Source organism: Lentzea sp. CC55 (genome assembly GCF_021056325.1).
Taxonomy (GTDB): domain Bacteria; phylum Actinomycetota; class Actinomycetes; order Mycobacteriales; family Pseudonocardiaceae; genus Lentzea; species Lentzea jiangxiensis.
This window is the reverse complement of record NZ_JAJCXE010000009.1, coordinates 23,987-37,511: the sequence shown is the minus strand read 5'-3', so window position 1 is coordinate 37,511 and position 13,525 is coordinate 23,987. Positions and strand designations below refer to the sequence as shown.

12 protein-coding genes, 2 tRNA genes and 1 other RNA gene are annotated in these 13,525 nt (G+C 71.8%); 5 read left to right on the top strand and 10 right to left on the bottom strand.

The features are described 5' to 3' along the window. Position 1: 1 nt before the first annotated feature. The 6 genes from L6E10_RS06670 to L6E10_RS06645 all read right to left on the bottom strand — a co-directional run bounded on the left by L6E10_RS06670 (position 2) and on the right by L6E10_RS06645 (position 4,698). Complete coding sequence (locus L6E10_RS06670; protein WP_090097788.1) at positions 2-304, bottom strand: YbaB/EbfC family nucleoid-associated protein; 303 nt, start codon at positions 302-304, stop codon at positions 2-4. Between the two features lie 134 nt (positions 305-438). After that, a complete protein-coding gene (locus tag L6E10_RS06665) occupies positions 439-2,463 on the bottom strand; it encodes a DNA polymerase III subunit gamma and tau (RefSeq protein WP_236217834.1) in 2,025 nt (674 codons plus the stop codon). 30 nt (positions 2,464-2,493) lie between these two features. Then, an RNA gene (gene ffs / locus L6E10_RS06660) (signal recognition particle sRNA small type) lies at positions 2,494-2,590 on the bottom strand. A gap of 17 nt (positions 2,591-2,607) precedes the next feature. After that, a complete protein-coding gene (locus L6E10_RS06655; RefSeq protein WP_236217832.1) occupies positions 2,608-3,180 on the bottom strand; it encodes a maleylpyruvate isomerase family mycothiol-dependent enzyme in 573 nt (190 codons plus the stop codon). Further along, positions 3,177-4,355: an RNA polymerase sigma factor gene (locus L6E10_RS06650; RefSeq protein ID WP_236217831.1), complete on the bottom strand. Its 1,179-nt coding sequence runs from the start codon at positions 4,353-4,355 to the stop codon at positions 3,177-3,179. The genes L6E10_RS06655 and L6E10_RS06650 overlap by 4 nt, the downstream gene beginning before the upstream one ends. A gap of 4 nt (positions 4,356-4,359) precedes the next feature. Further along, complete coding sequence (locus tag L6E10_RS06645; protein WP_236217830.1) at positions 4,360-4,698, bottom strand: YciI family protein; 339 nt, start codon at positions 4,696-4,698, stop codon at positions 4,360-4,362. Between the two features lie 129 nt (positions 4,699-4,827). On the opposite strand from L6E10_RS06645, the gene L6E10_RS06640 reads away from it, so the two are divergent. After that, positions 4,828-4,912, top strand: a tRNA-Ser gene (locus L6E10_RS06640). Between the two features lie 60 nt (positions 4,913-4,972). After that, entirely contained in the window at positions 4,973-5,614 is a 642-nt protein-coding gene (locus L6E10_RS06635) for a GPP34 family phosphoprotein (RefSeq protein ID WP_236217828.1), read from the top strand. A gap of 25 nt (positions 5,615-5,639) precedes the next feature. Here L6E10_RS06635 and L6E10_RS06630 read toward each other — a convergent pair whose 3' ends face one another. From L6E10_RS06630 to L6E10_RS06615, 4 genes are all read right to left on the bottom strand, one after another. Continuing rightward, positions 5,640-8,069 (bottom strand): endonuclease/exonuclease/phosphatase family protein, encoded by a 2,430-nt coding sequence (locus tag L6E10_RS06630; RefSeq protein WP_240010190.1) that lies wholly within the window; start codon positions 8,067-8,069, stop codon positions 5,640-5,642. A gap of 584 nt (positions 8,070-8,653) precedes the next feature. Next, positions 8,654-8,738 (bottom strand) — tRNA-Ser (locus tag L6E10_RS06625). 32 nt (positions 8,739-8,770) lie between these two features. Continuing rightward, on the bottom strand, positions 8,771-9,202 hold the full coding sequence (locus tag L6E10_RS06620) for a nucleoside deaminase (RefSeq protein WP_236217962.1): 432 nt from the start codon (positions 9,200-9,202) through the stop codon (positions 8,771-8,773). A 14-nt stretch (positions 9,203-9,216) separates the two neighbouring features. Then, positions 9,217-9,705: a tRNA adenosine deaminase-associated protein gene (locus tag L6E10_RS06615; RefSeq protein WP_236217826.1), complete on the bottom strand. Its 489-nt coding sequence runs from the start codon at positions 9,703-9,705 to the stop codon at positions 9,217-9,219. Positions 9,706-9,765: 60 nt separating this feature from the next. Here L6E10_RS06615 and L6E10_RS06610 point away from each other — a divergent pair, with 60 nt between their 5' ends. The 3 genes from L6E10_RS06610 to L6E10_RS06600 are packed head-to-tail and all read left to right on the top strand — an operon-like array spanning position 9,766 to position 13,506. After that, positions 9,766-10,971: a M20 family metallopeptidase gene (locus tag L6E10_RS06610; RefSeq protein ID WP_236217823.1), complete on the top strand. Its 1,206-nt coding sequence runs from the start codon at positions 9,766-9,768 to the stop codon at positions 10,969-10,971. 36 nt (positions 10,972-11,007) lie between these two features. After that, entirely contained in the window at positions 11,008-11,946 is a 939-nt protein-coding gene (locus tag L6E10_RS06605) for a prephenate dehydrogenase (protein WP_236217821.1), read from the top strand. A 9-nt stretch (positions 11,947-11,955) separates the two neighbouring features. After that, positions 11,956-13,506 carry a hypothetical protein gene (locus tag L6E10_RS06600; protein WP_236217819.1) on the top strand — a complete coding sequence of 517 codons (1,551 nt, stop codon included), beginning with the start codon at positions 11,956-11,958 and terminating at the stop codon, positions 13,504-13,506. Positions 13,507-13,525: the final 19 nt, after the last annotated feature.

The following is a 13,525-nucleotide window of genomic DNA, read 5'->3' as shown; positions in this document are numbered from 1 at the left end:
GTTAGCCGAGCAGTCCGCCGAGGCCACCCTGGGCGAGCGGGCCGAGCTTCTGCTCGACCAGCTGCTGCGCCTTGGTGTTGGCGTCCTTGATCGCGGCGATCACCAGGTCCTGGAGGGTGTCGACGTCCTCCGGGTCCACGATCTTCGGGTCGATGGTGAGGCTCACGAGCTCGCCGCCGCCGGTGACGGTGGCCTTCACGAGGTCGTTGCCCGCGTTGCCGGTGATCTCGGTTTCGGCCAGCTGCTGCTGGGCTTCTGCCATCTGCTGCTGCATGTTCTGGGCCTGCTGGAGCAGGGCCTGCATGTCGAACTGACCGGGTTGCACCGCTGGTCCTCTCGGTGGGTGGTACTTGGTCTTCCGTGGGTCGCGTCCAGCGTACGGGTGCCGTTCGCCGGGTCGATGGCACGGCTATCGCTCCGGCGGCCTCGTTCGGGCCGTCAGGCCTTCTTGAGCGGCCGGGCGCCCAACTCGTCCGCCAGGAGCTTCAGCATCACCGATTCCGGGTCCTTCGCCTCGGGGGTGCTGTCCGGGTCCGCCGGGCGGGCGGCCTCGGCCAGCATCGCCTCTTCGTCGTCCGGTTCCGGCGGCAGCGGGTCGTCGGGCTCGGGCGGTTCCGGCGGCGGTGGGACGTCGTCCACCGGCGGGCGCGGTGCCGGGCGTTGCCGGGGTTCCGGCTGCCGGGCGTTCTGCGCCTGGCTCGGGCGGACCGGGGCCGGGCGGGACGCCTTGGCCGGGGCAGCGGCCTGGGGGGTGGCGCCAGGGGTTCCGTGGGTGCAGCGGACCTGCCAGGTGCCACCCAGCACCGTCGACAGGGCCGCGGCGATGGCCTCGGTGTTGCGCGGCTCCGCCAGGCGGCGGGCCAGGGGGGCCGAGGTGTGGGTGATGGTGACGACGTTGCCGTCCACCTCGCTGACCACGGCGTTGGTCAGCATCGCCTCGGTGCTCCGGCTGCTGGCGCGGACCGCGGCCAGCAGTTCGGACCAGATCCGGCGGACCGCCGTCGCGTCCATCGCACCGGCTTCCGCGATGGGGGCCGGAGCGGGTGCCGCGACAGGAGCGGAAGGCGTGGAAGGCGCGGCGGTGGCGACCGGCGCGGTCGGCTGTGCCTGCACCGGGGCTGCCACCGGGGCCGGGACCGGGGCCGGGGCCGGGATCACGGCGGCGGGCTGGGGCGCCGGGCGCTGCGGCTCCGGCTGCCTCGGGGGGTCCGCGGGTGCCGGTTCCGCTGCCTGCTGGGACCTGCGGGTGAAGACCGGGCCGCCGGCGGGGGCGGCGCCGTCGCCCGAACCGGCCGCGATGGCGGCCGGGGGGCGGCGTTCCAGTTGTTCGAGGCGCTGGAGCAGGGCCGCTTCGGACTGGCTCACCGACGGCAGGAGCATGCGGGAGACGAGCAGTTCGAGGAGCAGGCGCGGGGCCGTGGCTCCTCGCATGTCGACGAGGCCCTGGTGCACGATCTCGGCGTAGCGGGTCAGCGTCGCCGGGCCGATCCGTTCCGCCTGGGCCGCCATCGTGGCCAGCTCGTCCTCCGGGGCGCTGACCAGGTTGCGGTCCGCGGCGTCCGGGACGGCGCAGAGCAGGACCAGGTCGCGGAGGCGGTCCAGGAGGTCGCTCGCGAAGCGGCGGGGGTCGTGGCCCGCGTCCACCAGGCGGTCGATGGTGCCGAAGACCGCCGCGCCGTCGCCCGCGGAGAGGCCGTCGACCACGTCGTTGATCAGAGCCGAGTCCGTGACGCCGAGGAGCGTGATGGCCCGCTCGTACTTCACGCCGTCCGGGCCCGCGCCGGACAGGAGCTGGTCCATGACCGACTGGGTGTCGCGGGCCGAGCCGCCGCCCGCGCGGATGACCAGCGGGAAGACGGCCGGTTCGACGGCCACGCCCTCCGCGGCGCAGTTGCGTTCGAGCAGGGTGCGCATCACGCCGGGCGGGATCAGGCGGAACGGGTAGTGGTGCGTGCGCGAGCGGATGGTCGGGAGGACCTTGTCCGGCTCGGTGGTGGCGAAGATGAAGATCAGGTGGTCCGGCGGCTCTTCGACGATCTTCAGCAGGGCGTTGAAGCCCTGCGTGGTGACCATGTGCGCCTCGTCGATGATGAAGACGCGGTACTTGGACTCGGCCGGGGCGTAGAAGGCCTTGTCGCGGAGGTCGCGGGCGTCCTCCACACCGCCGTGCGACGCCGCGTCGAGCTCGACGACGTCGACGCTGCCACTGCCGTTGGGAGCGAGGCCGATGCAGCTGTTGCACTCGCCGCACGGGTCGGGGGTCGGGCCCTTCGCGCAGTTCAGCGAGCGCGCCAGGATGCGGGCCGACGAGGTCTTGCCGCAGCCCCGGGGGCCGCTGAACAGGTACGCGTGGTTCACCCGGCCCGCCGCCAGCGCGGTGCGCAGGGGGTCGGTCACGTGCTCCTGGCCGACGACCTCGGAGAACGTGGCCGGTCGGTACTTGCGATACAGAGCGAGCGCCACGCCGCAGACAGTACCGGTGGACCCCGACACAAAAAGGGGACCCCGTGCACCCACCAGAGCCCGCTTATCCTTGCTGCCTTCCGGCCCTGGGGAGATTCGCGAGATGTGTGCCGCACGAGGTCCGACGCAAGTGTAGCGAACCCTCTACTTCGAACGCATGTTCGATCTACCCACAGCGTTGTCCCCACCTGTGGACAACTTCCGCCCGGTGGCGAGCATCAGCAGGTCGGCGACCGGTAGATCGGGGATTCCGGTGTCCCGAAAACGCTTGCGCGCTCCCCAGAACGGGCTCTTCAGCACGTGTTCCAGGGCGGCCTCGGCCGGTTCGGGCGGCATCTCGCGGACGCGGCCCAGCGGGCGGGCGACGTCCTGGCCGTGCACGAGGAAGTCGACCAGCGGGTCGATCGGGGACGCCATCGGAGCGCGCTTCGGAGAGGCGGCGGTCGCGCGGATCCGCGCGATCAGCTCCTGCCGGGTGAACCGCGCGGCGATCTCACGGGCCCTGGTGTCCTCCATGCGCTCCCAGTCGAAGCGCGCCCTCACCACCCCGGTGAGCACGTCGCGCCAGCCCGTGCGGGTCGACGTGGTCAGGTGGGCGGCCATCTCCTGCGCGGTCCAGCCCGCGCAGAGCGTCTCCCGGCGCCACTCGTCGTCGGTCAGGTCGTCGAGGAGGTCGGCGACGCCCAGGCGTTCGGCCTCCAGCCACTTCATGATCATGATCGCCCTTCGACGGCGGCCAGCCTGCGGCGCAGGAAGTCCTGTTCGGTGCCGGTGCCCGCGAGCGCGATGGCCTCGCGGTAGGCCTGCGCGGCCTCGGCGTCGCGGCCCAGGCGGTGCAGCAGGTCGGCGCGGGCCGCCCGGTACGGGTGGTAGTCGCGGAGCTTGGGCTCGTCGGCCAGCGCGTCGAGCAGCGCGAGCCCCGCCGCCGCCCCGTCGCGCATGGCGATCGCGGCGGCCCTGTTGAGCGCGACGACGGGCGACGGCGTCAGCCCGGCCAGCACGTCGTAGAGCGCCACGATCTGCGGCCAGTCGGTGCCGGCGAAGTCCGGCGCCTCGTCGTGCAACGCGTTGATGGCCGCCTGCACGCCGTACGGACCGTATCCACCCGTTAGTGCGCGCTCGGCCAATGCGCTGCCCTCGGCGATCATGTCGCGGTCCCAGAGCGAACGGTCCTGGTCCTCCAGCAGCGCGGGACGGGCGTCCCGGCGCGCGTGGACGAGCAGCATCAACGCCAGCAGACCCGTGACCTCGCGGTCCGGCAACAGGTTCCGCAGGATCCTCGCCAGCCGGACCGCCTCGTCGGCGAGGTCGGCCCGCTGCGCCGCGTAGCCCTCGGTGAAGATCGAGTAGAGGGCCTGCAGCACACCGGGCAGGCGTTCCGGGAGCTCGTGCGGGTCCGGCACGCGGAACGGGATGCGGGCCTGCTTGATCTTCTTCTTCGCCCGCACGATCCGCTGCTGCATGGTCGTGACCGGCACCAGGTACGCCCGCGCGACCTCCGGCGTCGTGAAGCCGGCCAGGCACCGCAGCACCAGCGCGCCGCGGTCCTCCTCCGCCAGCGCCGGGTGCGCGCACGTGAAGAACAGCTCCAGCCGCTCGTCCGGCAACGACTCCCCCGCCGGCGCGTCCGCCCGCGAGAACTCGACCTGCAGCAACGCGAGCCGCGCCGCGTACACCCGGTCGCGGCGCAGGCGGTCGACGGCCTTGCGGCGCGCGGTCGTGAGCAACCACGCGCCGGGCCGGTCCGGCACCCCGTCCACCGGCCAGTGCCGCAGCGCCGCCTCGATCGCGTCGGAGGTGACCTCCTCGGCCAGGTCGAGGTCGCCGAAGCGCTTGACCAGCGTCGCGAGCAGCCTGCCGCGCTCCTCCCGGAACACCTGCTCGACGTTCACGGGATCAGAAGTCGAACTCGGCGATCGGCCGCACGACGACAGCCCCGCCGTCCCGCGAGCCGGGGCACTTCGCCGCCCACTCGAGCGCCGCGTCGAGGTCGGGCACGTCGATGACGTTGTAGCCGCCGAGCACCTCGCGGGTCTCGGCGAACGGCCCGTCCGTGACGGTCCGCCTGCCGTCCGGTCCGACCTGGACGGTGGTCGCGGTGACGAGGTCGGCGAGCGAGTGCCCGGACACCAGGACCCCCGCGTCCCTCATCTCCTTCTCGTAGGAGATCCAGTCCTCGACGGTGCAGCTCGACTGCTGGTCAGCGGCCGCGTGGATCAACAGCATGTACTTCACGGTTACCTCCTGGGTTCGGTCTTACGGGATCACGACGAGCGGGTCCCCGCCAGATCGACACGGCCGCCGGACTTTTTCCGGCGACCCCCGTTTTGGGCCCCGGAACACCCGTCCGGTAAGGTTCTCCACGGAGGATTCGCATAGCGGCCTAGTGCGCACGACTGGAAATCGTGTTGGGTTCACCCCCTCACGGGTTCAAATCCCGTATCCTCCGCTCGCTCGAAGGGCGCCGAACGTTCACCGTTCGGCGCCCTTCTGGCGTTACCGTTGCATGATGCTGCCCGAAGAGCTGATGCTGCTGTTCATCAACCAGCAGAACGGAAAGCTGCACGTCGACTCGGCGTCGGCGGAGAACGCGCTCGCGGGAGCCGTGCTGATCGAGCTGGTGAACTCGGGGCGTATCGCGTTCGAGCCGAACGGCAAGAAGCTCCAGGTCGTCGACCCGACGCCGCCCCGGGACCCGCTGTTGCGGGAGTCGCTGGCGAGGATCGACAAGCCGATGAAGCCGCAGAAGGCGGTCGAGCGCCTGCGGAAGAAGGTGCGCGACAACGTCATCGCGCAACTGGAGAGCCGTGGTGCCGTGCGGGTCGAACCGCGGAAGGTGCTCGGGATCTTCCCCGGCAAGAGCTACGTGATCACCGACGAGCCGGGGGCCGACGCGGTGCGCAAGGCCGTCGGCGAGGTCGCGCTCGGGTACCGGGGTGCGGATGCGCGCATGGGGTCGTTGATCACGTTGCTGTACGCGGTGAAGGCCGTGCACAAGGTGGTCAAGGGCGAGAAGCGCGATCTGACCAGACGGGCCAAGGAGATCTCCGCCGGCCACTGGGCGGGCGACGCCGTGCGCAGGGCCGTCGAGGCGATCGGGGCCGGGGTGGTGGCCGCGACGGCGGCTGCCGCCGCCGCGTCGTCTGGCTGACGCGGCGACGGCAGCGGTCGAACCGTCAGCTCTCCAGGCAGTCGAGGATGTCCTCGAGGGCGAACACGACCCGGTCGACGTTCGCGTCACCCGTGGACGGGCGGGCGCGGACGATCTGCGGGTCGTGGTCGCTCGCCTGGTCGGCGAACTCGGCGTTGATGTGGACCACGTCGTAGCTCAAGCGCGTGATGTTCTTGCTCACCACGAGGTGGTCGAGCGTCTGCGAGTTGCCCTCGAAGACGTAGCTGTACCGCTCGGTGGCGGGCAGCGTGTCGATCAGCGCCTTGAGGTTGCCGTCGCCGGTGAGCGTCTTGAGCGCCGGCGAGAACTGGTAGTCGTTCAGGTCGCCCGCGAGGACGACGTTGGCTCCCTTGTCGACCGCGCGGATCTGTTCGGTGAACGCCTTCAGCGCCGCGGCCTGCTTGCCGCGCTGCACCTCGGACGAGCGGTTCGGCGGCTGGTTGCGGCCGTGGATCGCCTCGTCGCCACCCTTGGAGTTGAAGTGGTTCGCCACGACGAAGACCGTGCGGCCGCGGAACTTGAACTCGCCGGCGAGCGGTTTGCGGCTGTTCGCCCACGCGTCGTTCAGCGGGTCGATCCGGCCGGGTGACACGGAAAGCGCCGCACGGCCGTTCTTCTTCACGACCTCGACCGGTGTCTTGAAGTCGCCGCCCGGGCGGTCCACGAAGGACACCCGCTGCGGGTTGAAGAAGAAGCCGACGCGGATGTTGCCGCCGGGCTCGCCGCCGTCCTTGAGGTTCTCCGGGTCGATCTGGCGCCACTCGTAGCGCGGGCCGCCCTTGGCGACGATCGCGTCCGAGAACTTCCGCAGCGTCTGGTCCGCCGCCACGACACCGTCGTTGGTGGCGCCGTTGTTGTCCTGGATCTCCTCCAGCACGACGACGTCCGGGCCGCGCAGGTTGGTCGTGACGCCGTCCGCGAGGCGGTCGAACTTCGCCTGCGGGTCGGACGGGTCGAGGTTCTCGACGTTGTAGGTCGCGACCGAGAGCTCGGTCTGCCTCTGCTGCGCGGTGATCTCGCGCTGCAGGTTGGAGGACGTGTGCGTGCCGAGCGTGAGCGCCGCCAGCGTGTAGCCGCCGAAGTTCGTGTACTCGAGCGCACCGACGGTCGCGCCGGCGAACACGTCACCGACGTTCGCGGCGGGCAGCGTGCCGACGGCCTTGATCTTCAGGCGGCCGCTGTTGGGCTGGTCGTAGCCGGTGTAGGTGGTGCCACCGCGCTGGTTGCGGTTCTGGTCGGGGTTGACCGTGACCCAGACCTCGCCGAAGGAGTTGCTCGGGCCGACCACGCGGGCGTCGTCGACCTGGACCAGCGTGCCCTCGAGCGACTCGAAGTGGTCGAGGCCGTACCGGGCGGGCTCCAGCGGGAGCTGCTCGATGCTGCCGCCCGGAGCGGGCAGGTAGCCGGCCGGGACGTTCTTCACGACGACCGGCGCCGGGACGGGGTTGCCCTTCGACACGGTGATCGTGGTGGGCGAGGTGATCTCGGTGAGGGTCTGGTTGGAGCCCGTCTCACCGCCCGGCCGGTACTCGGCGACCGTGCCGCTGACGAGCACGCTGTCGCCGACGGCCACGGTCGGCGCGGCGCCGGCCGTGTAGACGAAGACGCCCTCGCTGGTGCGCGGGTCGTCGTCCTGGCCGGTGACGTCCTGGATCCAGAAGCCGCGGTCACCCGTGGCGCGCGTGCCGGTGACGACGCCGGGGACGTTGGTGACCTTCTGGCCGACCAGCGGCGAGACGCGCGTGACGCCCTGGACGTCGTGGATGCGCTTGTCGCCGGGCGTGGGGTCCGGGTCGGGATCCGGGTTGCCGCCGCCCGGGGTCTCGCCCTTGGAGTTGGTCGGGGTGGGCGCGCCGACGGTGAAGTCGGCGGCGTTGTCGTCGGTGTCACCCGCGCTGCGCGACGCCGAGGTCGTGTTGCCCAGGGCGCCCGTCGCGGTGCCCTCGCGGACGGCGGCCGAGCCGTAGCCGACGAGGTCCTTGACCCGCGTGTCGGCGGCGCAGTCGGCGGCCGTCTTGCAGGTGAGCGGCGCGGTGCCGCTGACCAGCGCGATGGTGCCGTTGGCGCCGCTCATGGCGATCGTGCCGGTGGCGTCCGGGGCCGGCAGCTCGACCGTGCCGCCCGTGCCCTTGGCCTGAGCGACGAGGAACGTCTTGCCCGGCGCGATCGAACCGGTCAGCGGCGTGACGCCCCACTGCGTGGTCGTGCCGGGGCTCGCCGAGATGTACTGGACGCTGAAGCCGTCGAGGGCGAACGGGGCGGCGCCCTTGTTGGCCAGCTCGACGAAGTCCTGCGTCAGCGTGGCGCCGGAGTTGCCGCCGCCTCCGTAGACCTCGGAGATCAACGCGTCGGTGCTGGGTGCGGCGACGGCCGGGGCGGCGGCGAGCACGAGTGCCGCCACCGCTGTGCCGACGACCGGCAGGGTGGGTCTCAAAACTTCCTCCAGGGGATGCGGCGGACCGACGCATCTTTCCCCGATCGTGTGAGCTTTGGTAGCCGTTGTTACTAACGGTTAACCGGTTGGCCCATCAATCATCACTCGAACAAGTGTTCGATCATGGTGTATGCTCGATCTCGGAACGCCGGCCTGTGGGCCCCTCCCAGGCACCGGCCGGCGTCCCTACAACTCCCGGAGTGGGGATTCCGGCCACGAGCGCCGCTGCGCCGAGATCGTCAACCGGACTTCGCCGCCCGCGTCCGCCCCGATCCCCTGCTGACCTGCGCTTTCAGGTGCCGTTGCCCTGGACTGGACGCTCAACCGGCCGCTCGGCCACTTCGGCACCGTCCACCGCTGGGCCGCCTCGGTGCTGCGCGACAGACTTCCGGAGATCGACTTCTCCCGCAACGGCGCGCGGCCGCTGTCGTCGATGTGGGTGAACCGGTCGTGGCTCTCATCTCAGGAGAGGTACTGCGCGAGAGAGCTTCCGCTGCTGCGCCCGGCAGGCCTGATCGCCGCCACGAATGCCACGAAACGTCAGAGCCCCGGTTGCCATGATCGGCAACCGGGGCTCTGAGCAGCGGTGGCGGTGGGATTTGAACCCACGGAGGCTTGCACCTCACACGCTTTCGAGGCGTGCTCCTTCGGCCGCTCGGACACGCCACCGGTAAGAACAATACACAGCCCGATCCACGGGCTTAACGCTGGGTCCGGAAGAAGCGTTCCAGCAGGTCAGCGCACTCCTGCTCCAGCACGCCGCCCTGGACCTCGGGGCGGTGGTTGAGCCGGCGGTCGCGCACGACGTCCCAGAGCGAGCCGACGGCCCCCGTTTTGGGCTCCCAGGCGCCGAAGACGAGACGGGAGACACGTGCCAGGACCAGCGCGCCGGCGCACATCGTGCACGGTTCCAGGGTGACCGCGAGGGTGCAGCCGTCGAGGCGCCAGCCGTCGCCGTGGCGGGAGGCCGCCTCGCGCAGGGCCAGGACCTCGGCGTGGGCGGTCGGGTCGCCCAGGGCTTCGCGGGCGTTGCAGGCCTCGGCGAGCACCGTGCCGTCCGGTGCGTAGACGACGGCGCCGATGGGGACGTCCGCGCCCGACGCCGAGGCCGCGCGCAGGGCCGCGCGGACCATGTCCTCCGAGGTGGTCACGCTTCGATCGTGTCGAGCAGCTTCGTGAACTCGTCGATGAAGCCGATGCGCTGGGCGATCATCTGGAGCTGCTCGTCCGGGTAGAGGTCGACCTGGTCGACGATGACCTGGAGCTCGTGCGAGGGCATGCCGAGGTCGGAGAGGACGCCGAGGTCGCCTTCCGGCCAGAGCTCGTTGTCCTCCTCGTCCGGGGGGTCGACGCGCAGCAGGTCGAGCACGTCGGCCGCGATGTCGTAGTCGAGGGCGGCGGCCGCGTCCGAGAGCAGCAGCGCCACGCCGCCCGGCACGGGCCTGAGGATGATGAAGAACTCGTCGTCGACGGCGAGGAGCCCGAACACGGCTCCCGTCGACCTCAGCCGGCGCAGCTCCGTGATCGCCGCGTCCAGTTCCGACAGCGCGGAGCTGTCCATCCTGCTGCACCGCCAGCGGCCGTCCTCCCGGACCACCGCGACCGCGAAGCCGTTGACCGGCTCCTGCTGTGTCATGAGCACACCGTAGGGCCCAGACGACCTTCCCGGTAGCCGAGGTGGTGGCACCATCGGTGGATGAGCACAACTACGCCGGACCCCCGTCTCGCCGGACTGCTCGAAGGGGCGCGCGCGCTCCAGCCCCGCACGGTGGCGCTGCGCCGTCAGATCCACAAACACCCCGAGCAGGGCCTGCAGAACCCCAAGACGCAGGCGGCGATCCTGCACGCGTTGGACGGGCTGCCGCTCGAGGTCACGACGGGCGAGTCGACGACCTCCGTCGTGGCGGTGCTCGAGGGCGACCAGCCGGGGCCGACCGTGCTGCTGCGCGGCGACATGGACGGGCTGCCGCTGCAGGAGGACACCGGGCTGCCGTACGCGTCCGAAGTGGACGGCAACATGCACGCCTGCGGCCACGACACGCACGTCGCGATGCTGGCCTCGTCCGCACGGCTGCTCGCGGACCGGCGGGACGCGCTCAAGGGGCGCGTGCTCTTCATGTTCCAGCCGGGCGAGGAGGGCCACCACGGCGCCCGGTACATGATCGAGGAAGGCCTGCTCGACGACGGCGTGGAGAAGGCGTTCGCCCTGCACATCACGTCCACGCTCAAGTCGGGCGTGGTGACGTGCCGGCCCGGCCCGATGATGGCGTCCGCGGACACGTTCCACGTGCACGTGAAGGGCCGCGGCGGCCACGGCGCGATGCCGCACAACGCGCTCGACCCGGTGCCCGCGGCGGCGGCGATGGTCGGTGCGATCCAGACCATGCTCGGCCGGCGGATCAGCGTGCACGAGCCCGCGGTGGTGACAGTGGCGCAGATCAACGCCGGCACGACCACGAACATCATCCCCGAGGTCGCGACCCTGGACGGGACGATCAGGACGTTGTCCGAGGCGGCGCGCGCGCTCGTGCACAAGGAGCTCAAGCAGGCCGTGAAGCACACGGCCGCCGCCTACGGGTGCCATGCCGAGGTCAGCATCGTCCCCGGCTACCCGGTGACGGTGAACGACGACGCCGTCGGCAACCACGTGGTCGACCTCGCGGCCCGGGCGATGGGCGCCTCGTGGAGCGAGCCGATGGAGTACCCGCTGATGGGCGCGGAGGACTTCTCGTACGTGCTGCAGAGGGTGCCGGGGGCGATGGCGTTCCTCGGGGCGTGCCCGCGCGGGATCGACCTGGAGGAGGCCGCGCCGAACCACTCGAACCGGGTGCTGTTCGACGAGGCCGCGATGGAGCACGGGGTCGCGATGTACGCGGCGTTCGCGCTGGACGCCCTCCGGTAGTTCGCCGCACACGTGCGGCACGGAATGATGAGCGCCGTGCGAGACGTGTGCGTGATCGGACTGGGACTGATCGGCGGCTCCGTGCTGCGGGCCGCCAAAGCTGCCGGGCGCACGGTGTGGGGTGCGACGGCGAGCAGGGAAGACGCGGACAAGGCGCGCGCCGAGGGCTTCGACATCACGACGGTGGACGAGGCCCTCGGCCGCAACCGGGAAGCTCTCGTCGTCCTCGCCGTGCCGCTGCCCGCGCTGCCGGACCTGCTGCGCAAGGTCCCCGCGGGCACGCGGCTCACGGACGTCACGAGCGTGAAGGGCCCCGTCCACGACGCCGTGCACCGGTACGCGCCGCACGCGCGGTTCGTCGGCGGGCACCCCATGGCCGGCACGAGCAGGAGCGGCTGGGACGCGGGCAGCGCCACGCTGTTCGAGAACGCCGCCTGGGTCGTCACGCCCGAGGAGGCCGACGACCACCTCAACGACGTCATGCGGCTCGCGCTCGACCTGAAAGCGCACGTCGTGCCCACGACGCCGGAGGAGCACGACGAGGCGGTGGCGCGGATCAGCCACCTGCCGCACATCATGGCGGCGGTCCTCGCGGCGGTCGGGGCCGACGGCGGACCTCTCGCGATGGCCCTCGCGGCGGGCAGCTTCGGGGACGGCACGCGCGTCGCCGGGAGCAGGCCGGAACTGGTCCGCGCGATGTGCGAGGGCAACAGGGACGCGCTGCTGATGGCCGTCGACGACGCCCTCGGCAGGCTCGGCGCGGCACGCGGCTCGCTCGCGTCGACCGGTGGCCTCGCGAAGACGATCGAGGCGGGTCACGAGGGCAGGAACGCGCTGGTCGACCAGCCGCGGCGGACCGGCGTCACGATCGACCTGACCAAGCCGGGCGCACTGGCGGCGTTGCGGAACCTCGGGTCGCGCGGCGGGCGCGTGGTTGGGCTGGACGGCAGCACCGCCGTCGCGGAAACGTCGTAGGGTCTCCGGGTGGATCGACGGACCCTCGCCGGTGGGCTCGGTGGTCTCGCGCTCGTCGTAGCCGCCGTGGTGGCGCTCCGGACCGTTGACGCGCCGGGCACGCTCGAGCGGGAGATCGCGGACGGCGTCGAGGTCGTCGCGTCGCAGGAGCCGGTGAAGCCCGCCAACCCGCGGACGCGGGCGCTGGACGTGGACGCGTTGCAGGTCGCCTGGAACGGCTCGGCGTCGGCGTACGAGGTGCGCTGGAACGGCAACGTGCAGCTCGTCCCGACCCCCGAGGTGGAGCTGCCGGGGCTGGACCCCCGCGCGGAGACGTCCGTCGAGGTCCGCGCGGTGAGCGCGACCGGCAGGCGGTCCGAGCCGCTCCTGATCAGCGCGACGCCCGGGGACCTCTACGACGACCGGTGGGACGACCAGCTCGTCGGCCAGGTCGACAGGTTCGACGGACCGGAGGCGCTGGACCCGCGCAAGTGGCGGGTCCAGGCGGAACCGGAGTGCCTCGGGCTGCGGCCGTTCGGGCAGGCCAGGCGCATCGACGTCGACTGCCCGACGGCGGCCTTCCAGTCGAACACGCCCGTCCGGTTCGGGATGCCCGCCGCGGACGGCGCCACCGGCCGCGCGGTCGTCAGCGTCGCGGGCGCGGTCGAGTCGAGCCACGTGCGGCTGACGCTGCTGCCCGACCCGTGGCAGTACCTGGAGGAGACCGACGCGCAGCCGAGGGGCTCGGTCAGCCTCGACGTCACGACGCAGGGCACGCGGATCATCGCCGACCCGGACCTGCCCCGCACCGGCAGGCAGATCACCCTCGGCGACTCGCAGACGACCGGGCTCGTCGCGGGCGTGCGGCACCGGTGGGAGATGCGGGTGCTGCCGGACGCCGTCGTGGCGCTGCGGGACGGTGTCGTGGTCGCCTACGAGCCCGTCGCGATCACCGAACGGCTGGTGCACCCGCGGATCCGCATCGACGGCGGCGGGTTCCTCGACGCGTTCGGCGTCGGCGGCGTGCCGGAACGGGTCGTGCCCACCGAGGTCATCCCGCTCGACGAGGACGTCGAACTGCCGCCGGACGCCGTCGCGGCGAAGCTCGTCTCGTCGGTGCCCGGCCGCCAGGTCACGGTCTCCGACCTGCCCCTGACCACCGGGAAGGTCGCCGCCGCGCAGCGGGCCCGGCTCGTGGTCATCCGCAAGCCCGAGAGCCGTCCCCAGGCCCTCCCCCGGCTCTCCGACCGCTCCGGCGGCATGAAGACCGGGGCGCCACGGCTGCACGTGGTGCACGAGGACGGCACGAAGCCGCCGCAGCCGTTGCCGCGCAAGGGCCGTGTCCTCGTCACCGCCGAGGTGAACGCGATCGGGCACCGCGGCATCGAGCTCGAGCTGGACGGGAAGCGGATCGCCGCGCTGCCCACCGACGAGCAGGGCTCCGCGGTCCCCGGCAGGCACGAGTTCTGGCTCGACACCGCGGCCTTGGGGATCGGGTCGAGCGCTCGGCTCAGGCTCGGCGTCCTTCCGGCGGACGGTGGCGAACCCGTTATCGCGGAAACCGTGTTCGCACTGGGGTGAACGCCCTAGCGTGACCGCT